19 protein-coding genes are annotated in these 18807 nt (G+C 60.9%); 5 read left to right on the top strand and 14 right to left on the bottom strand.

What is annotated here, in order from left to right; translation table 11 throughout:
- From JQ611_RS43220 to JQ611_RS39250, 3 genes are all read right to left on the bottom strand, one after another.
- On the bottom strand, window positions 1-104 hold a 104-nt coding region (locus JQ611_RS43220), incomplete at its 3' end, for a DUF6894 family protein (protein ID WP_409411335.1).
- A 1578-nt stretch (window positions 105-1682) separates the two neighbouring features.
- Entirely contained in the window at window positions 1683-1832 is a 150-nt protein-coding gene (locus tag JQ611_RS39245; RefSeq protein ID WP_212468578.1) for a DUF5989 family protein, read from the bottom strand.
- Window positions 1833-2053: 221 nt separating this feature from the next.
- Window positions 2054-2302: a hypothetical protein gene (locus JQ611_RS39250; protein ID WP_212468580.1), complete on the bottom strand. Its 249-nt coding sequence runs from the start codon at window positions 2300-2302 to the stop codon at window positions 2054-2056.
- A 644-nt stretch (window positions 2303-2946) separates the two neighbouring features.
- On the opposite strand from JQ611_RS39250, the gene JQ611_RS39255 reads away from it, so the two are divergent.
- Entirely contained in the window at window positions 2947-3150 is a 204-nt protein-coding gene (locus JQ611_RS39255) for a hypothetical protein (RefSeq protein ID WP_212468582.1), read from the top strand.
- A gap of 25 nt (window positions 3151-3175) precedes the next feature.
- Here the strand turns inward: JQ611_RS39255 and JQ611_RS39260 are convergent, their stop codons facing one another.
- The 6 genes from JQ611_RS39260 to JQ611_RS39285 all read right to left on the bottom strand — a co-directional run bounded on the left by JQ611_RS39260 (window position 3176) and on the right by JQ611_RS39285 (window position 9773).
- Window positions 3176-3820, bottom strand: coding sequence for an RNA ligase family protein (locus JQ611_RS39260; RefSeq protein WP_312012389.1), 645 nt, complete (start codon window positions 3818-3820; stop codon window positions 3176-3178).
- A gap of 486 nt (window positions 3821-4306) precedes the next feature.
- Window positions 4307-5293, bottom strand: coding sequence for a hydroxyacid dehydrogenase (locus JQ611_RS39265; protein WP_212438750.1), 987 nt, complete (start codon window positions 5291-5293; stop codon window positions 4307-4309).
- A gap of 32 nt (window positions 5294-5325) precedes the next feature.
- Entirely contained in the window at window positions 5326-6426 is a 1101-nt protein-coding gene (locus tag JQ611_RS39270; protein WP_212264492.1) for an ABC transporter ATP-binding protein, read from the bottom strand.
- Window positions 6427-6430: 4 nt separating this feature from the next.
- Window positions 6431-7345, bottom strand: coding sequence for a carbohydrate ABC transporter permease (locus JQ611_RS39275; protein ID WP_212031516.1), 915 nt, complete (start codon window positions 7343-7345; stop codon window positions 6431-6433).
- Window positions 7345-8277, bottom strand: coding sequence for a carbohydrate ABC transporter permease (locus JQ611_RS39280; protein WP_212031515.1), 933 nt, complete (start codon window positions 8275-8277; stop codon window positions 7345-7347). The genes JQ611_RS39275 and JQ611_RS39280 overlap by 1 nt, the downstream gene beginning before the upstream one ends.
- 155 nt (window positions 8278-8432) lie before the next feature.
- Complete coding sequence (locus tag JQ611_RS39285; protein ID WP_212264495.1) at window positions 8433-9773, bottom strand: ABC transporter substrate-binding protein; 1341 nt, start codon at window positions 9771-9773, stop codon at window positions 8433-8435.
- A gap of 464 nt (window positions 9774-10237) precedes the next feature.
- Between JQ611_RS39285 and JQ611_RS39290 the strand changes: the two genes are divergently transcribed.
- A complete protein-coding gene (locus JQ611_RS39290) occupies window positions 10238-10987 on the top strand; it encodes a Spy/CpxP family protein refolding chaperone (protein WP_212468584.1) in 750 nt (249 codons plus the stop codon).
- Between the two features lie 350 nt (window positions 10988-11337).
- Here the strand turns inward: JQ611_RS39290 and JQ611_RS39295 are convergent, their stop codons facing one another.
- Genes JQ611_RS39295 through JQ611_RS39305 form a run of 3 tightly spaced genes read right to left on the bottom strand, consistent with a single transcriptional unit; the run spans window position 11338 to window position 14382 of the window.
- The gene (locus tag JQ611_RS39295) at window positions 11338-11739 is read right to left on the bottom strand and encodes a VOC family protein (protein WP_212468586.1); all 402 of its coding nucleotides are present in this window, start codon (window positions 11737-11739) and stop codon (window positions 11338-11340) included.
- Window positions 11740-11751: 12 nt separating this feature from the next.
- Window positions 11752-12933: an acyl-CoA dehydrogenase family protein gene (locus tag JQ611_RS42895; protein WP_212468588.1), complete on the bottom strand. Its 1182-nt coding sequence runs from the start codon at window positions 12931-12933 to the stop codon at window positions 11752-11754.
- A 36-nt stretch (window positions 12934-12969) separates the two neighbouring features.
- Window positions 12970-14382 (bottom strand): MFS transporter, encoded by a 1413-nt coding sequence (locus JQ611_RS39305; protein ID WP_212468590.1) that lies wholly within the window; start codon window positions 14380-14382, stop codon window positions 12970-12972.
- A gap of 62 nt (window positions 14383-14444) precedes the next feature.
- Between JQ611_RS39305 and JQ611_RS39310 the strand changes: the two genes are divergently transcribed.
- Window positions 14445-14711, top strand: a complete 267-nt coding sequence (locus JQ611_RS39310; protein WP_212390787.1) for a PilZ domain-containing protein — start codon at window positions 14445-14447, stop codon at window positions 14709-14711.
- 9 nt (window positions 14712-14720) lie between these two features.
- Here JQ611_RS39310 and JQ611_RS39315 read toward each other — a convergent pair whose 3' ends face one another.
- Entirely contained in the window at window positions 14721-15689 is a 969-nt protein-coding gene (locus JQ611_RS39315; RefSeq protein ID WP_212390788.1) for a tripartite tricarboxylate transporter substrate binding protein, read from the bottom strand.
- A gap of 87 nt (window positions 15690-15776) precedes the next feature.
- On the bottom strand, window positions 15777-16412 hold the full coding sequence (locus JQ611_RS39320) for a DsbA family protein (RefSeq protein WP_409363330.1): 636 nt from the start codon (window positions 16410-16412) through the stop codon (window positions 15777-15779).
- Between the two features lie 138 nt (window positions 16413-16550).
- Here JQ611_RS39320 and JQ611_RS39325 point away from each other — a divergent pair, with 138 nt between their 5' ends.
- Together JQ611_RS39325 and JQ611_RS39330 are read left to right on the top strand one after the other, a co-directional pair.
- On the top strand, window positions 16551-17453 hold the full coding sequence (locus JQ611_RS39325) for a calcium-binding protein (protein ID WP_212468591.1): 903 nt from the start codon (window positions 16551-16553) through the stop codon (window positions 17451-17453).
- Window positions 17454-18025: 572 nt separating this feature from the next.
- Window positions 18026-18739, top strand: a complete 714-nt coding sequence (locus JQ611_RS39330) for a hypothetical protein (protein WP_212264509.1) — start codon at window positions 18026-18028, stop codon at window positions 18737-18739.
- Window positions 18740-18807 lie beyond the last annotated feature (68 nt).

The following is an 18807-nucleotide window of genomic DNA, read 5'->3' on the forward strand; positions in this document are numbered from 1 at the left end:
CGGGAAGCCTCTTGTCGAGCCGACCCTACATCAAGAAGGAGTTCACCCTCTTCATCGACCGTTACATCATCATCTATAACGACGTCGAAGTAGTAGCGGATCATCGCACTCTCCGGTTCGGCGGGAGCGCTATCGGGTCGCTTGCAAGTCTTACACAGCTAAAACGGAATGAACTTAATTAACCGCGCCGTTCCTGGCGGTCTGTTCACTTGTGAACCCTTCGAGTTAGATTTCTTTGCCTTTTCAGCGTTCGTTGGCCCAGGATCAGCGCAGCCATGAGGAAGTCAATTGCCTGCGCGGGTCGATCGCAGCGGGGGTCGAGCTGGCCGCTAGACCGCGCTGCTACCGGCGGGGCTTTATTCGTTAGGGCTTGAGCACCGGAGGAAATCGTTCAGAAAATGGCGCTGCCCGTCCCCACAACGGAACTTTTCCTTAATTTCCCAATTTTGGCTTGGGATAATTAGGAGGACTGGACCAATGCCTCGACCTTGGACGCGCTGGACAGATGAAGATGTTTCAAAGCTCAAGACCATGGCAAAGAAATATCCCGTAGATCAAATCGCTCGGGACTTAGACCGTGGGATTTCTTCTGTTTATACGAAGGCGCACGAACTCGGCATTTCGCTGCGGCGAGTACCAGCATCGCAAACAAATCCATCGGCTCTAGATCCGACTGGCTAAACAGCCCGGTGCCTTCCAGACCCGCGGGCTGTCCACTGGCTCAGAGCGCGAGTTCTAGCCAAGACAGCTCGCCGGTTCACGTCGGCGGGGTTTTTCTTTGATGTTAGGAACGAACCGGCGCCGCAGGAATCGACTCGGCGCTCCCGGTAGTCCCGAGTCCCCTTGGGTCTGCCAACCGGGAGAAAACCCCCTGTGGGTTGCGGCCTTGGTGCGGTGGCGTTCTCCGCGCCGGGGCCGTTTGCGCGATCCAGAGGCCTTTCGAGAACCAAAGATGTTCGAACTGCTCACGAAACGCGATTGGGCGCTGGTGGCTGGAGTTGCAGGGCTAGGGGCTGTAGCTGTTTATTGGATGGCCTTCGCCGACTGATCACGCCGCGGGGGTTCATTTGTGATTTCCACTGTCGCGGCTAACGAAGCTGAATTACGATCAGCTTCGCTGGCCTCTAATATCGATAGACTGAGCCGTTCAGGTTGATACAATTCCGGGTGGCCCTTACCCCGGGCCGCACGCAAGGTGACCCTTAGACTTAGCCCCGCCGGGTGAGGCGGGGCTTTTTCTTTGTTGCCGAACTTATACGAGGCTGACAATGGCGAGAACTAGTTCGGGGCCGAAATCGCTCGATGCCAGCGCGATCAATGTTCCGGCACAGACGGCTAAAATGGCGGTGGCTGTGAGAGCAATCATTTTGAAAATCCCCTGTTGTCAGTGCGAGGAGACTGCTCCGGCTTCGTTTCCGGACGACTGCGTGGGGGAAGGCAATCGGTTTCGTTCACCGAGACGTTATCTTCCGCAGGAATATCGAAATGAGCCGAGCGCTAAGGGAGCGGAACAATTCCTGACCGGATCGCTTTAGTTGTGCACGACCGAATGGATGCCGTCGCCCCCGAGGAGCTTCATTCGAGGAAATGTCGGCCCCAGTGTTCGCCCGCGGCGCACGCTGGGGCCGTTTTCTTTGGAACTCCTGAACGTGCTAAGAATCGAATTCACTCTAAAAATGCCGCTAGAACAGGGTGTAGATGAACGGCGCAACCGCTGTGCCCTTGGTGAGCACCACAAGTCCGCCGAGCACGGTCATCATGATCAGGATCGGCACCAACCAGAACTTCTTTCGGAATCGCAGGAACTGCCAAAGCTCAGCCACGAACCGCATGTCAATCCTTACGAGTCTTGGTGAGCGGCGCGGCTACCGCATACGACGGCGGCGTCGCGAGGGCCGCCGGTTCACGCCGGCAGGCTTTGCGCCATCTACGATCATCATGAATGCAATCGCGGAACAGACCCTCAAAGCCCCCCGCGAGAATTGCGTAGGAAACCCGCCGGGGGCAGTTACCGGCGGGTTTTTCTTTGCTCTTACGAAATTGAAGCCTTGAATCAATACCTACGGTAGCCGCGACGGTAATAGCCGCCCCGGGCATAGGGTCTGCGAACAACAACCGCGCCGCGGCGATATGCGGGGACGGCGCGGACACAACCGCGGGCGCCGCAGACCACCGCCACGTTCTCGATGTTTGACGCGCCTGATCCCAAAGGAGCAACCGGCATCGCCGAGGCCGGTGCCGCCGAAAGTGCGGCCCCGCCAAGAGCGGCCAGGGCGACGATGATGGCAAAGCGAATTTTCATTGTAGGTTCCTCCCATAAGGTTAGTTCGCGGCAAGCCTAGAAGTTCCTGTATGAATGAAGCCTGATCGCCGTTCTCAACACTTCGTCTAAAGGTCGTGAAATCCCGTTTCTAATGTCGCCCGGCGAACAGACACCAGTATTCGCCAAAGCTTCAATTGGCCTTGTTTCAGCACCTGCAAATTACTCATCGAGTGAGCCCGGCCTGGTTGCCGGGCTTTTCGTTGCGGGGACGCTTGGGGCGTTTTTGGAACTCTTGAGCGGTCTAAGAATCGATTCTGCGCTCCCGGTGACTCCTCAGCCTCGAACCGGGAGAAAACCCCCGTTGGGTTGGCGGCCTTTGGTGCAGCGTGGCGTTCTCCGCGCCGGGGCCGTTTGCGCCTATCAGACACCTCCATCAGCGCTCGTCATTGCCACTTGTTCCCGAACTAGGGGTACTTCGAACTAGTTTTGAACGATCAAAACGAGTTGCGGTAAGTTGGCAGAACCCGCTGGCAACCGCCGTTGCCATGCGGTATGGCGGCCCCAGTTGCATCGCCAGGCGCGCTGGGGCCGCCGCCTCCGAGACGCAGGCCCCCGTTCCAAATGGACTAGGAACGTGCCGCTTTTTCCCAACTTTCAGACTGGAGTTTCAATGGAGTGTGTCGATGGGCAGGCGTTGGACTGACGAAGATATTCGGGACCTTAAACAACTGGCGCAGCAACACCCTATTCCGAAAATTGCGGAGATTATGAACCGAACGGTGGGCGGTATCGTTTTCAAGGCTCATAAACTGAAGGTCTCGCTGAGAAGCCGCAATCAGGACAAATGCGAGAATTTCGTGCGTCGATCCAAGAGCCGCGGGTTTTGAGTTGGCCAATTAGCTGGGTCATCCATCAGGAGAACGCATCCTTGGCCCGCAGCATGGCGGGAGAGGCGGGGTTTTTGACCTTTACCCAGTTGGGTGACCGACCAGGCCTATACGGTCGGTCGTCTAGCTTTGACACGAGGCCCTCCAGGCCCATGAGACAGGCATGCCGGAATAGCTCTGGCCCGATCTCGCCGCGCTCGAAGTCTGAGATGAAGATGCCGTCCACACGCCGCGCAAGCAGCCGGGCGAGGTTGGTCTTCCTCATGGTGAGCGGCAGCTTCCGAATATCTGCTCCGTCGCTCACGAGCATATCGAAGGCATAGAGCTGCACCTCATCGTTATGCTTCCGGGAATGAAGTCCATCGAAGTCGGAGATCCCATCGACGCCGAGCAGCACCGCTTCACCATCCAGGACGAACGACGTTGACCGGATGCGCAGCGCGGCCTCCGTGATCAGCGGATATTTGTCGCTCCAGTCGAAACCGTTCCGTGTGAACAGGCGCACGCGCTTGCCCTCGCGGTGCACGATCAGCCGATAGCCGTCATGTTTGACCTCGTGGAGCCAATTCTTCGAAGTGGGGACCTTGGTGGCGCGGGTCGGAATGCAGGGTTCGAAAGCACTGGTACGCATCCGGCTTAGATAGGCGAGGGCGCCGAGAATGCGAATCACACTCACGGATCAAGGCAAACGAGCTGAAATGGAAACGGCCCCAGCATCACATCTGGGGCCGCGAACCGCCAACTAGGGGTTTTACTTCTCAGGAGGGGGGAAGCGTTCCGCGAAGCTGTTGAATGACTCTTTGTCGCCGGTATCGTTCCTACACGACAACCAGCGGATAACAGTCAGCGCCAGATCGCACGTTTGTACAGTGGTTTGTGCACTGCGGTAACGATGTATAAATAATGCAATTATATCAACACATTAGATTAGTCTATGCGGAATCGGTGTCCCCGTTGCCGCCCGGTATCTTTTCCTCGCTTCCGAATGAGGCTGAGTTTTGTCCGTTCAGACGCAAAACCGGCTATGCCGGGCGCGGACCTGAGCGGTTAGCCCGCAATACGGAATAAGGGTTCCTTATGGTAGGGCCGGTATGAAAACATCCCGGGCGGCCGCTCGATGGTTCAGCCGTCGCCCGGTTTGATCATGCCGGATCGGTCAGAGCACGTCCTGATTGATGACGTTCTGACGCAACGGATCGCCGTCGAGAACGCTCAGGATATTGCGTGCGGTCTGTTCGCTCATGCGATCGACGGCTTCCCTGGTCACACCGGCGACGTGGGGTGCGAAGATGACGTTCGGAAGCGCGAACAGCGAATGGCCGGCGGGTGGCGGCTCCTGTTCGAACACGTCGAGACCGGCGCCGGCAAGTTTGCCGGACACCAGCGCGTCATGCAGCGCGGGTTCGTCGATGATGCCGCCGCGTGCGGTATTGATCAGATAGGCGGTCGGCTTCATCCGCCTCAAGCGCGCGGCATTGATCATGCCGACGGTCTCCGGGGTCTTCGGGCAATGCAGGCTGACGAAGTCGGCGCGCGGCAGCGCCGCGTCGAGATCGGTGACTGGCTCGCAGCCGGCGGCCTTGATGTCGGCCGCGGGCTTGTAGGGATCGAAAACCAGCACGTTCATTTCCATCGCCTGGCAGCGCTTGGCGGTGCGGGTGCCGATGCGGCCGAAGCCAACAATCAGCACGGTCTTGCCATAGAGGTCGTAGGGCAGCATGCCGAGCCGGCTCGGCCATTTGTTGTCCCTGACGATGGAGTGCATTTCCACCGCGCGTTTTGCCAATGTCAGCATCATGAACAATGCGCACTCGGCAACGGAGGGCGAATTCGCGGTGCCGGCGACCATCAGCGGCACCTTGCGGCGGCTCAACGCCGGCACATCGACGGCATCAAAGCCGACGCCGATCCGGGTCACCACCAACATGTCCCTGGAAGCTTCCAACTCCGATTCGCCGAACCGGGTGCCGCCGAGGGCGACACCATGGACCGGCGCATGCTCCTTGAGCTTGGCCTGGAAATCCGGTTGCGAGATCATGTTGGGGAATTCGACGAGTTCGATATCCTCGCGTGCGTCGAGCAACACGCGCCCCTGCTGTGACATCGATTCCGTGACGAAGATTTTCTTCTTGTTGGTCGCCATTTCCTGCCCTTGGGTGACTGTTGTCTCCGCCGTCAAATGACGGCGCCGCTCACCTCGTTTAGCAGGTGCATATTGTTGAGGTCCACTGCCAATCGGAGCGGGGCGCCATCCTGTGCGCCGGCGTTGGGATTGACCCGGCCGCAGACCTGCGTGCCCTCGAGCGCGAAGTAGATCAGCGTCTCCATTCCCATCGGCTCGGTAACGTCGAGCGTGGCATCGAAGTTCTCGACGCCGGTTTCCGGATGCGGGCTGGCTTCCGTGATGTGCTCGGGCCGCAGTCCCAGCAGCAGCTTGTCGGTCCGCGACACGTTTTGGTATCTGGCAGCGCGCGCCGGCGGCAGCGGAAAAGCGAGACGGTCGGTGATCCGGGCGTGCAGCTTGCCGCCGGATTCCTCGAGCCGGCAAGGAATGAAGTTCATCGCCGGCGAGCCGATGAAGCTCGCGACGAATTTGGTGGCGGGATTGTGATAGAGCTCGTTCGGTGTTCCGATCTGTTCGATGCGGCCATGGTTCATCACCACGACCCGGTCGGCGAGCGTCATCGCCTCGACCTGGTCGTGGGTAACGTAAACCGTGGTGGTGCGGACCTTCTGATGCACCTTCTTGATTTCGATCCGCATCTGGACGCGGAGCTTGGCGTCAAGGTTGGACAGCGGCTCATCGAACAGGAACACCTTGGGGTTACGCACGATGGCGCGGCCCATGGCGACGCGCTGGCGCTGACCGCCTGACAGCTGCTTCGGCTTGCGGTCGACGAGTTCGACGATGTCGAGCATGCGCGCGGCTTCGTCGATCCGGGTCTTGATCTCGGCCTTCGGATAGCGCTTCAGCCGCAGCCCGAACGACATGTTTTCCGCGACCGTCATGTGCGGGTAGAGCGCGTAGTTCTGGAACACCATGGCGATGTCGCGGTCCTTTGGCGGCACGTCGTTGACGACGTCGCCTCCGATCATGATATCGCCGTCAGTAATGTCCTCTAGCCCCGCGATCATCCGCAGCGTGGTCGATTTTCCGCAACCCGACGGGCCCACCAGCACGACAAACTCATGATCGGCGATATCGAGATCGATGCCACGCACCGCCTCGACGTCGTCGTACTTCTTGACAACCTTGCGCAACGTCACGTCAGCCATGAGTTCAACCCTTTGTCGCACCGGCGGTCAGGCCGGCAATGTAATAGTCCATCAGGAACGCGTAGATGATCAGCGGCGGCGCGGCGCCGAGCAGGGCGCCGGTCATGATCTGGCCCCACGCGAACACGTCGCCCTTGATCAAGGTCGTGACGATACCGACCGGCAGCACCAGTTGATCCGTCGATGTCGTGAAAACCAGCGGATAGAGAAACTGCGCCCAGGAAACCGTGAAGGCGAAGATGGTCGCGGCGATCAGGCCGGGCAGGGCGACGGGAATGAAGATCCGCGTCAGCGTCTGGAACCAGGACGCGCCGTCGATGATCGCGGCCTCGTCGAGCTCCTTGGGGATGGAGGCGAAGTAACCGATCATGATCCAGGTGCAGAACGGCACCGTGAGCGTCGGATAGATCACCAGCAGCACGTACCATTTGTTGATCAGCTGGATCCCGGTCAGGTCGCCAAACGCCACGAACATCTTGAACAACGGGAGAAACAGCAGCGTTTCCGGAATGAGGTAAGTCAGGAAAACCCCAGTCGCAAGCGTGGCCGAGCCCCAGAACCGCATCCGCGCCAGTGCAAAAGCCGCGGGCACGCTGATCAGCATGGTGATGGTCACGACGAAGATCGAGACCAGCGCCGAGTTGCGGAAGAAGGTCAGGAACTGGTTCGATGTCAGCAACTCGACGTAGTTCGACAATGTCGGATGGTAAACCCACCACGGGTTCGTCGCCGCGGAGATTTCGGCGCTGGTCTTCAGCGACGTGATTACCATGTAGAGCGGGGGCACCAGCGCAAAGACCGCGAACAATGTAAGGAAGAAGTACGACCATCGCAGCGCCCAGGTGCGGTCGCGGCTCATGCTGCGCAGCTTGACGGGGCGGGTCGGGGCGGCCTTGTCGATCACGACGGTGCTGGTCATCAGGATTCATTCCCGCGTTTGTTGATGTCGCGCAGGATGAAGACTGCCGCGATTGCGAGGATCGGCACCATGAACAGCGAGACGCTGGCGCCGAGTGGAATGTCGCCGCCCTCGATACCGATGCGGAACGCCCAGGTGGCGAAGACATGGGTACGGTCCAGCGGGCCGCCGGCGGTCAGGATGCGCACGATATCGAAATTGGCGAAGGTGACGATCACCGAAAACAGCGTCGTGATCGCGATGATGTTGCGCATCATCGGCAGCGTCACGTACCAGATGCGCTGCCACCAGTTGGCGCCGTCGATGGCCGCGGCCTCATAGAGCTGATCGGGCACCGACTTCAGCGAAGCCAGATACATGATCATAAAGAACGGGGCGCCGAACCAGATATTCACCAGGATAACCGAGAATCGGGCCCAGCCGGTCTCGCCGGTCCACGGAATCCGGTCGACGCCGACGCCGGCCAACAAATAGTTGAAGGCGCTGTACGACGGATCGAACAGCCACAGCCACGCCAGCGTGCTCATGGCCGGTGGGATGACCCAGGGCACTAGCAGCATGCCGCGCCATTTGCGCTGCCCCTTGGCCGGAATGTTGTGGACGAAGTGGGCCACGATGAAGCCGATCAAGGCCTTGAAGAAGACGGCGGTGATCGCGAAAATGCAGGATTGCTCGACCACCAGCCAGAAGGTTTCCCGCTTGAACAGGAACTGGAAGTTTCCGAGCCCGATGAAGCGCTGCATCGACTTGTTCAGGGTGGCCAGATGCAGCGAGTAGAAGGCGGGATAGATGACCAGCAGCGAGATCAGCAGGATCAGCGGCAGCGTCATCAGGAAGGCTGCGGTCGACTTGCGCTTCAGGGCGGTTCGTAAACTGGCGCGCTTGCGCGCCGTTCGCGGAGCGGCGTTACGCTCAATCGCGACATCAGCCATGATGCATCTTCCTCGCGAGTTTCATTTCAGAGCAGGGTGGTTTCCTCGTCGAGAAGCCGGCGCCGCGCCGGCTCCCATCGTGTCGGCAGGCGGATGCACGCCGCCACGGCCCAAGATCCAACCAAGATCCGACGGGCCGCGGCGACGAAATCGCCTCAGCTACGCATGAAGCCTTCGAGTTCGCCTTCCGCCCAGGCCAGCGTCTTCTCCATGGGCTCGCCCCGGTAGAAGCGCACGCACATCTTGGTGAGCGTCGCCTGGGTGTAGATCTGCTGGGCGACCTTGGGCGGCGCGGGCGACGCCGAGATCGAAAGCAGCTGGTGCTTGTGCGGATTCGGATAGTGGTAGAGCGTGCCCTTCGGCGGACCTTCCTCGGCCCATGTCTTCAGGGTCGTCAGTTTCTCGAAGGCCGGCAGGTCGTAGCCACCGCTCGCCGCCACCATTTTCTCGACCGCATCCGGCTGCGACAGACGCGTCAGCACGCTCTTTGCCGCCTCCTTGTTCTTGGAGAAGCTCCAGACGCTCCAGAAGTAGGGCAGGAACGGCGCGAAGCGGCCCTTCGGACCGACCGGGAAGCCGTGGGTCCAGCATTGCTCCGCGATCTGCGGCGCATCGCGCCTGGCGACGGCCCACGCGCTCGGCGGGTTCATGATCAGGGCGCCTCTGCCCGAGACCAGCCACCTGTTGTTGGAGCCGTCGTCCCATGACGGCGCGTCCGACGGCAGGAAAGCCATCAGCTTTTTGTAATACTCGAGCGCCTGCCGCACGTTGTCGTTCTTGACGACGACGTTGCCCTTGGCATCGACGACCTCTGCCCCGAAGGCCAGGAAGAACGCCCCGACGGTATCGACGGAATCGCTGGTTTCGCCAAGACCGATGCCGAAGGGAACGCCGCCCTTGTGACAGGCCTCCGCCGCCTTCAGGAATGTGTCCGTGGTCCAGCCATCGGCTTTCGGCGCCGAACCTGCCGGGTACATCGCCTGGACGTCGATGCCGGCGTGCTGCTTCATCAGATCGATGCGCGAGCAGGGGCCCTTGATCTGGCTGCCGACGCAGGCCGGAACGCCCAGCCATTTGTTGCCGGCCTTGCCGAGATACTGGACGGTGCCGTTGACTTCGCCGTTCTGCTTGATGAGCCCCTCGACCACATCATTCATCGGCTCGAGCAATTCCGCCTGGGCGTGCGGCCACCAGGTCGGCATCGCCAGAATGTCATGGCCCGCCTTCGCCTGGGCTTCGGCGGCGATCGTCAGGAGGTTCTTGTTACCCTGGCTCGGAATGTAGTCGATAGTGACCTCGACCTTTTCCTTCTCGGCCCACTCATTGACAATATCGGTAGAAGCCTTGTTGGCGCCGGGTACCCAATGGTCCCAAAATCCGATCGATAGCTTGCCGGCGGCGTGCGCGCCGCGCACGTAGGGTGCGGTCACGAGTGCAGCCGATGATAGCGCTGTCGCAGCGATGAATTGGCGTCGAGTAAGCTTCTTCCGTGTCATGGCGTTCCTCCCTGGATGGGCCAATCGGATGTGAAGAAATTCCCGTTCTTGCTTTTTTATTCGGCTCCGTTCGGGCGCCGCGGATTTTTCATTATTGACGATCAGAGCAGAATTGCCAGCGTCTGTCGAGAAATCACGTAGGCGCTGTCCTAGAACTAACGTTGCGTGCAGATCGAAGGCAGCGACGACCGTTAGCCCGTTGTCTACCGCTCATTGCTGACTCATGGCGCGGAATATTGCGTTGCACATATCGAACTCAGCGGAGGGGGTGAGGATGTGAAATAGCGCCGCAGGTTCCCCTACCGCGTGTCCAAATTGGGATACGCCGCCGTTTTCATCACCGGGATGGCTGGGCGCGGCAGGTAGACTCGCGCGGCGCGAAAACGATAAAATCGGATTCGGCCGCGGTCCTTGGCCCAGCACCACCACGCCGGAAACTCACGATCGACCATGGAGACCAGACAATGACCAGCCCGACATCGAAGCTGCGCGCGCGGCTCAGACTGTGCGCAGCCCATGGGGTGGCCGCCCTTATGCTGTTTAGCGCGTCGCTCACGGTGGAGGCACAGGTGGTTGAGGGGGTCCAAAAGGGCGCCCGGGAGGGGAACAAGGCGGCCGGACCGGTCGGCGGCGTGCTTGGCGGCGCTATCGGCGGTGTCGTGGGGGTGGTGACCGGTGTGACCGGCGTCCTCACCGGCGGCGCACAACAGCAACAGCAGCAAGCGGCCCCGGCGAAGGGTGGCAAACAGGGCGATACCGCAAAGCAGGACGATGCCGCAAAATCCGGCAAGGCGGCCAAGGGGACTAAGACGGCAGCAAGACAGCCGCAGGTGCTGACCCAGACCGGTGCACCGCAAATGACGGCCGAACAGATCGTCGCCAACAGCGACGCCAATATCGAGCGCATCAAGAAGCAATTGAATCTGACGCCCGAGCAGGAGAAGAACTGGTCCGGCTTCAACAGTGCGATGCACTATCTCGGCCATAATGGCGCCGATCGCCTCAATCTGCGTATTGCGCGCGCCAAACGCGATCCGCCCGACGACATCATCGAGCAGATGCGGAACGAGGCCCAATTTCTCAATGACCGCGCGGTGGACCAGCGCAATGTGGCCGATGCCGCCGAGCCTTTATTCGCAAGCCTGGACGAGAAGCAGAAAAAGATCTTCATCCAGGAAATGGTCAATCTGAGCCACGAGCGCGGGCTGGATTAGCGCGCGATCCCCGACGCGTTCGCATGAGAACGTCATCCGCCCCGGATCAAGTCCGGGGCCGGCTTCCGCACGACAAAGGGGTATGCCCCGTGGGCGAATAGCCGGGCACGCATGCCCTGGGGTAGGTGAAAGGCGAGGCACCCGGCTATCCTGCCGCAGCGGCGCGGCGGGTTCCAATCGCCACGCAATGATGAAGAAACCCTGACGGGATCGCGCCCGACTGATGGCTGACTTGCGGCCTTGTCGGGAACCGCTAACGCAAAGCCGAAATCAAAAAGCCGGAATTAAAACAAGTTCGGCCAGCGCCGGGGCTGGCCGAATAGTCGAACGTTGCTCGCGGCGGTGGCCGGTTACGCCTTCGGGAAGTTCAGCTCCACACCGACGCCGTCGGGATCGTAGAGAAAGAATTGCGTATCACCGGTTCGCGGCACGATGCTCTCCCGGAATTTTACGCCTTTGGCCTGCAGACGCTTGCGCACGCCATCGACGTCAGTCGCAGCAAAGGCAATGTGGTCAAGCCGCCCGGTGTCCTCGTATTTCTTCTCGGTGCCGCGCACCACGATGCCCTCGCGCGGCGGACGCGTACCCATCAGGTGCACGGTGGCGGTGCCGCCGGAGTAGAGCCAGTAGCCGGGGAAACCGAGCGGCGGACGGTCGCCGTTCTCCAGTCCAAGCACGTCGCAGTAGAAGTCCTTGGTGCGTTCGAGATCGGAAGGTTCGATGGTGTAGTGCTGTAATCCGCCAAGTCCCATGGTTTGTTCTCCTTAGACAAAGGTGAGATCGACATCGACGCCCATCATCCAGGCGCCGACGGTTTCAAAATGTCTGATCTGGCCTTGCAGCTGCTGGGTCACGGTGTGGATGTCGCGAAAGCGGCGCTCCAGCGGGTGGCCTTCGAAGATTGCGGTGGCTCCCGCCGCGTTGTAGGCGAAGTCGACCGCCTCGCGTGCCTTGTGGATGGCGTTGGTGGCGGCCATGCGGACGGTGATGCGCTGCGCGACGGTGATGCTGGCGCCGGCGACGAGGTCCTTCCAGATTTCGGCCATCGACTGCAGCACGAAGCCGCGTGCCGCGCGCAGATTGACCTCGGCCTGGGCGAGGCCGGTCTGGACCACGGCGTTGTCGCGCAAGATGCCTTTGGCGCCACGCGGCACCTTGTTGCGCGCCACCTCGACGAAATCATCGAGCGTGCTTCGGGCGATGCCGCAGGCGACGGCGGCAAAGCCGACCTGGTAGCAAGTGCCGGCCCCCATGCGATAGAGCGGGCCGCCTTCGCGGCATTCCCGGTCGAATTCACGGGTGATGGAATGCTCGGACCTGACGAAGAAGTCATTCAGCGCGAACTGGTCGCTGGCGGTGCCGCGCAGGCCGACCGTGTTCCAAATGTCGGTCCATTCGACGTCCTCGGTTCGCACCAGCATGGTACGCTCCAGCGGCATACCGCTGGCTTCCAATCGGGGAGTGCCATCCGCCGCAAAGATCGGACAATGCGCGCCGAGCCAGGTCGCGTGCCGACCACCGGAGGCAAAGGCCCACACGCCGGTGACCCTGTAGCCGCCCTCGCATTCGATCGCGCGGACCTTGGGCCCGGGACCCCAGGCCAGCACCGCGCGCGGATCCCCGAAGATCGCGCGCGCCACCGGCAGATCGAGATAGGCCGCCGACATCGCACAGCCGCCGGCCTGGCTGAGGCACCAAGCCGTGGATGCATCCGCCTTGGCGATGGTTTCAATGACATGGAAGAAGGTGATGGGATCGGTTTCGATCCCGTTGGTCGAGCGCGGCAGCAACAGACGAAACAGCTGCGCGTCGTGCAGTCTGTCGAGCAACGCCGGCGGCAGCCGGCGCTTATTCTCAATGTCGTTTCCGGCCGCCGCCACCTCGGGACGAACGGCCTCGGCACGGGCGATGATCGCCCGGTCGCCGGCAAGATCGGCAGCAGTCACGATCAAATTATCCAAGCCTCCATCGACGCCTTGTGTTCATGACGATGCCTGCCGAACTCTCGCCGTCGACATATTCAGCCCGTCGGCCAGTTCCTTGTCGATCTGCTCGATCGACTTGCCCCTGGTCTCGAAGCCGATGAAATAATACACGATGCCGGCCATCAGGAACCAGCAGCCGAGATAGACGAACGCCGCCGGAATTTGAGTCAGCGGCACGTCGGGCTTGAGATAGTTGTTGGAACCCACGATCAACGCAAGCCCGACCGGTCCGATGATCTTGCCGATGCCGCCGAAGCCATAGGCCGACCCCATGCCGGTGGTTCGCAGATGCGAGGGCCAGACCTCGGCCGCATAAGGCCCGACGATGGCAAACCCGCCATCGGCAAAGAAGAAGGTCACCGCCAGGATCAGCCAGAACGCCGACAGCCCAAACAGCGTGGCATCGTAATTGTAACCGGCGACGATGGTCAGGACTCCGGCGCCGAGGCCCAGCAGTCCACCTGAGGCGCGCCGTCCCAACGCTTCCGAGAAATAGGAGAAGGAGAGGCGGCCGATGAAGCCGCAGACGGTGTGCAGAATCATCATCTTGGCGGCTTCCTGCGGCGACACCTTCAGCAGCAGCACGAACAGCGACGGCGCCCAGAGCGTGAGGCCGTAGACGCCGGTTTGCGCGCCGGCATTGCCGAGCCAGGACACCAGGAGGCTGCGTCGATATTTGAACAGGTCGAACCAGCTCGTCTTGACGACCGGTCCGGCATCGGCGGCGCTTGGCAACGGCAGGGCTGAAGGCTCCATCTGCAGCGCCCAGGCGAGCGACTTCCGCGCTTCCTCGTAGCGGCCCTGGCGGCACAGCCAGCGCGGGCTCTCCGGAACCCAGATCCGAACCAGCAAGACCAGCAGCGCCGGCAGTACGCCGATCGCAAACAACAGCCGCCACTGGTCGCTGCCCATCAAGGCGCCCATGACCGCGCCGAGGCCGACGCCGAGCGGGATGACGCAGGTCACGAGCCCACCGACCCAGCCGCGCTTGGAGGAGGGCATGAATTCCTGCACCAGCGGTAGATCCACGCAATACAAGCCGCCGACGCCGGTGCCGACAAAGAATCGCATGATGGCGAGATAGACCCAGCCATTATCGGGGGTGAAGTAAAGCAGGCCGGTGGCGATCGAAAAGTTCAGCACGGTGCCGATGAACACCATGCGGCGGCCGATGCGGTCGGCAAGCCAGCCCCAGACGTAAGCGCCGATGATCGCGCCGATGCCGGAACTCATCAATACGAAGGCCGATTGTCCGAAGGTCAGCTTCCAGAGGCCGATCAGGAAGGCGAGCACGAAACCGATCAGGAAGTAGTCGAAGAACTCAAGTGCGTCGCCTATGATGGCTGCGGTGAGGATTTTGATCTGGTTGCCGGTCAGCGTCGTCCGGCGATCGCATTGCGGTGCACACACGCCATTTGCTTAAGGTTTCTCGGGTAGTTAGATAGGTCGAGCGATATCCACGGCCGGAGCGCATGGAAGAAAAGCGAAAATATCCGCGAACCGAGATCGAGGAGCCCGCCTATGTCTCATCAGGCGGCTCCGTGATGCGTTGCGTGGTGAGGAATATTTCGCTCGAGGGTGCGGCGATCGACGTCGAGAACCCTGCATTCGTTCCGCAGCACTTCCGCCTCGTGATGGCGAAGGATTCCTCGATCGTTCATGAGTGCCGGGTCGCCTGGATCAAGAAGAACCGGATCGGCCTCACGTTCATGAATGTCGTACAGAAACCGCCGGAATGAAGTGACGCGTCACTCAATCCTGAGCTTCGCGTCACGTACCACTTTGCCCCATTTTTCCATTTCCAGCTTGATACGGGCGCCGAACTCCTCCGGCCGGTTTGCGACCGGCTTGAATCCGAGCGCGGTCAGGCGCTCCTTCACGTCTGCCTGCCCGACTGCCTTGGCTATTTCGCGATAGAGCAGATCGACGATTTCTTTCGGCGTTCCCGCCGGCGCAAGGATGCCCGTGATGGTGTCGGCTTCCTGATCCTTGATGCCCTGTTCGGCAAAGGTCTGCACTTCAGGCAACTGGGTCGCGCGCTCGCTTGCGGCAACGCCGAGCGCGCGCAATTGGCCGGCCTGCACCGCCGAAAGGGCGGGCGGCAGCGCGGTGAAAGCGATCGGCGTGTGCCCGCCGACGGTTGACTGGATCGCAGGCGCTGCGCCGGTAAACGGCACGTGCACCAGGTCGAGGCTGAACGCCAGCCGAAACAGCTCGCCCCCCAGATGCGGCGTCGAACCGACGCCGGGGCCGGCAAAACCGTACTTGCCGGGATTGTCACGGATCAGCTGCACCAATTCCGGAAGCGACTTGGCCGGCACCGACGGGTTGACCACCACCACGTTCGGGGAAACCGCGACCAGCGTCACCGGCGCGAAATCCTTGACCGCGTCGTACGGCACCTTGGCGTAGAGGCTGGGATTGACCACAAAGCCGGTGCTGACGACCATGAGAGTGTAACCATCGGGGGTCGCGCGGGCGACCTGGCCGGACGCGGTGTTGCCGCCGGCGCCGCCGACATTCTCCACAAAGAATTGCTGACCGAGCGCATCGGAGAGCTTTTGCGACACCATCCGCGCGATCACGTCGGTCGGGCCGCCGGCGGGAAACCCGACAACCACGCGCACCGGGCGGTTCGGATAGCCCTGTGCCGAGGCTGTCGGGACGGCCCCCAGCAGCAGCGCGGCAGCGAGCAAGATTTGCAGAACGGCCGCCATGACGCCCCCCGGATTTTATGTTTGTTGACGCCATCATCAACGACGGCGCGCCGCAGAACAAGGGGGAGGTGTGGAGCGGCGCAGTCGTTATTTCTTCAGCAGCGGCTTGATCCGCTCTTCGAGTTCCTCGAACGACATCGAGCCTTTCAGCCGCTCACCGTTGAGGAAGAAGGTCGGCGTTGAATCGACCTTGAGCGTTTCATGGGCGTATTTCTGATCCGCCGCGAGCTTGTCGAGCATCGCCTGATCCCTCTCGCAAGTCGTCACGTCCTGTTCGCTCATCCCGTTCAGCTTGCCGACGAAGTTCAGCGTTTCCTTGGTCTGCGCGATCAGTCGGCCCTGCAGCTTGAACAAGGTCTCGATGACGCCGAAATATTTTTCCGAATCGTTCCTGGCGATGCAGCGCGCCAGCATCGAGGCCGCCGCAGCCGCGACATCGAGCGGGAACTCGCGGAACACGAAGCGGACCTTGCCGGTGTCGATATATTTGGAGCGCAGCATCGGAAAGACGTTCTCGCCGAAGGCGGCGCAATGCGAGCAGCTCATCGACGCGTATTCGGTGATGGTCACCGGCGCCTTCGGCGATCCGATCGCGATGTCCGGCAGCGACACCGGCCTGGCGACAGCCGCCGCCATCGCGCTCTGGGCGACGGCGGGGCCTGCGAAAAACGGCGCGGTGGAAGCGAGCAGGGCGACAAAAGCGATGCAGCGAGGGGCGTTCAACGGGCTATTCCAAATTGATGGGCGGGGAGAGTCTATCCGGTTCTTCCGTGTCTGAAATTATCTATATTCTTCAACAAGCAAAGACGAAAGCCGGATGAGTCACAGCAGCAATCGGTCCGCGTGGAGCTGCGCGCCGTCATGGCCGCCGCCAAAATCCCTGGTCAGCGCTTCGTCGCCGATGCGTGCATCAAGCGTCCTGACGTTGATGGAGTGGCTGCAAACCTCTCAGGGTTTACTGCTGCGGAGGTTTCGACACTTCCCGGAACTTCCGACCTCACCGGCCTTGCCGTCGATCTCGGTGACGGGAGCGACACGGTATCCCTTGCCAACGGCATCAATTCACTTAGCGCCATCGGTATTGAGAACCTGAACGGCAGCGACTTCGGTGGCACGCCGAGCGACGATACGCTGACGCTTCTCAACACCGTGTCGGGCCTCAATGTTCACCTGGGCGACGGCAGCAATACGTTGGGCAACTTGTTTGGCGTCAACGTCGTCAACGGTAGTGCGTCCACTGATACCCTGACGATCTCAGGACAAGCGGGCGGCACGTTCGATCTCGGCGATGGCACCGATACCGTGACGTTCAATACAAACGTCTTCAATACGACGGTACTCAACGCCGAAAACATCAACGGCAGCTCGACTTTCGACGAGATTATCATCGGCAACACGTCGGGCAACACGACGATCACCGCGGGCGGGGGCGCCGATTGGGTCACGGCCAGCGCTGGTGATGACAATGTCCGCTTCACCAGCACGGCGGATTCGGCCGCGGGCGCGGGTGACACGGTCTATTACTTCGATGCCAACGACGACACCTTCAACTTCTCGGGTATCAGCGTTTCGGGTGGCCACATCGAGTATGTCGACAGCGGGGCTTTTGTTAGCGGTAGCCAGGCTTCGGCGCGCCTGCAGAACTTCGGTCCGGATAACGACTTGCTCCAGATCGACACCAATGGTGACGGGACAGCCGATATGGACATCAGCCTGCAGAACTACACGGGCACGCTGAATAACAACCACTTCCTGCTGAACTAAGGGAAGTCGGCGCACATCACGCAGCTAGATCCGGAAGCCGCGCGCCAAGCGCGGCTTCTTCGCATTCCGCAACTGGGGCGCCGCCGTCTGCTGGGTTTTTGAGTTGGCGAATCCCGATTTTTCGATGCCGCGCGAGTGTGCGCCGCGTGAGAAATGAGGTGATCTGATCGTGCGCCGAATGAGAATCGACGCCGTTCGAAATCTCGCCGCCACCGACATTAACGATCGACAGGTCTGCCTGAACGCCGCCGGGCCGAACATTCCCAAGCATTGAAATCCGCTTGCGGCGCTGTCGCTATAAGCAGCTGATTTGTATCACTATTCCAAAATTCTCTGATGGCATTTGGCTCGACCGTAGCAAGTGCGCAGCATGCCACATCAGTGCGCACTCGTGTCGGGCCTACCACGCATCCGCGCCGAAATTAGCCATCGGTGCTCATTCTCCCATCGCCGCTATGTTCGGTGTGGGGAACGCGGTATTGTTGCTGGGTAAAGAGGCTAATTGCTAATTTCCGGTTACCGAATTGCGGCATTGCCTAAAATTTATGTCTGGTGTTTCGGAAGGTTTTTAAATGCGCAAGATTTCGTTGTTCCTGGCATTTTGCGGTATCGCATCTGTCGTAGCCGGCCCGGCGTATCCACAGGGCACGCCCAAGCAGAAGGCAGTGCCGGCGCCAAGGCCAGCAACCCAAGCCGAGGCGACGGTACCAGCAGTGGCGGCGGCCGATGAAAAAGCCGCCAAAGCGATCGATGGATTCCGTTCTTCGAAATTCGGCATGAACGAGGCGGATGTCCGCGCGGCGATCACCAAGGATTTCGGCGTCAAGCCGGATGCGATCAAGTCGCAGGACAATCCGGCCGAACTGACCCGCAGCGTATTGCTGGCCGTTCCGGACCTGCTGCCGAGCGGCGGGATCGCCGAAGTATCCTACGTGTTCGGCTACAAGTCGAAGACGCTCATTCAGGTCGGCACGGTCTGGTCGAAAGGGACGGATCCGGCGATGACGCCGGAGAAGCTGTTCTCGAATGCCAACATTCTCCGCGCCCACTTCCTGGGCGAAGGCTTCAAGCCCGATACCATCGCCGTCAACACGCCCGTCGCCGGCGGCGTCCTGATGTTTCGCGGCAGCGATGCCAAGGATCGATCGGTGATCCTGCTGCTGCAGGGAACGTTCGAGACGAAGGAGAACAACCAGCGGATCCTGACCCCCACCGGCCTGCTGCTGTTCTATGTGGCCGACACCAAGAGCCCCGACGTCTTCAAACTCCCGCCCGGTCAGTTCTGATGTCGTCTCGCTCCGGATCAACCCGACGCATGGCCGCCGGTCGCTCGCTCTTGTCACCAGCGAAGGTG

The sequence above is a fragment of the Bradyrhizobium sp. AUGA SZCCT0182 genome (assembly GCF_018130185.1).
Lineage (GTDB): Bacteria > Pseudomonadota > Alphaproteobacteria > Rhizobiales > Xanthobacteraceae > Bradyrhizobium.

Excerpts from the sequence above, each read along its gene's own strand:
- JQ611_RS39245 (WP_212468578.1), bottom strand. The coding sequence starts at position 1,832 with ATGCGGTTCGTGGCTGAGCTTTGGCAGTTCCTGCGATTCCGAAAGAAG.
- JQ611_RS39250 (WP_212468580.1), bottom strand. The coding sequence starts at position 2,302 with ATGAAAATTCGCTTTGCCATCATCGTCGCCCTGGCCGCTCTTGGCGGG.
- JQ611_RS39255 (WP_212468582.1), top strand. The coding sequence starts at position 2,947 with ATGGGCAGGCGTTGGACTGACGAAGATATTCGGGACCTTAAACAACTG.
- JQ611_RS39265 (WP_212438750.1), bottom strand. The coding sequence starts at position 5,293 with ATGGCGACCAACAAGAAGAAAATCTTCGTCACGGAATCGATGTCACAG.
- JQ611_RS39270 (WP_212264492.1), bottom strand. The coding sequence starts at position 6,426 with ATGGCTGACGTGACGTTGCGCAAGGTTGTCAAGAAGTACGACGACGTC.
- JQ611_RS39275 (WP_212031516.1), bottom strand. The coding sequence starts at position 7,345 with ATGACCAGCACCGTCGTGATCGACAAGGCCGCCCCGACCCGCCCCGTC.
- JQ611_RS39280 (WP_212031515.1), bottom strand. The coding sequence starts at position 8,277 with ATGGCTGATGTCGCGATTGAGCGTAACGCCGCTCCGCGAACGGCGCGC.
- JQ611_RS39285 (WP_212264495.1), bottom strand. The coding sequence starts at position 9,773 with ATGACACGGAAGAAGCTTACTCGACGCCAATTCATCGCTGCGACAGCG.
- JQ611_RS39290 (WP_212468584.1), top strand. The coding sequence starts at position 10,238 with ATGACCAGCCCGACATCGAAGCTGCGCGCGCGGCTCAGACTGTGCGCA.
- JQ611_RS39295 (WP_212468586.1), bottom strand. The coding sequence starts at position 11,739 with ATGGGACTTGGCGGATTACAGCACTACACCATCGAACCTTCCGATCTC.
- JQ611_RS39310 (WP_212390787.1), top strand. The coding sequence starts at position 14,445 with ATGGAAGAAAAGCGAAAATATCCGCGAACCGAGATCGAGGAGCCCGCC.
- JQ611_RS39315 (WP_212390788.1), bottom strand. The coding sequence starts at position 15,689 with ATGGCGGCCGTTCTGCAAATCTTGCTCGCTGCCGCGCTGCTGCTGGGG.
- JQ611_RS39325 (WP_212468591.1), top strand. The coding sequence starts at position 16,551 with ATGGCCGCCGCCAAAATCCCTGGTCAGCGCTTCGTCGCCGATGCGTGC.
- JQ611_RS39330 (WP_212264509.1), top strand. The coding sequence starts at position 18,026 with ATGCGCAAGATTTCGTTGTTCCTGGCATTTTGCGGTATCGCATCTGTC.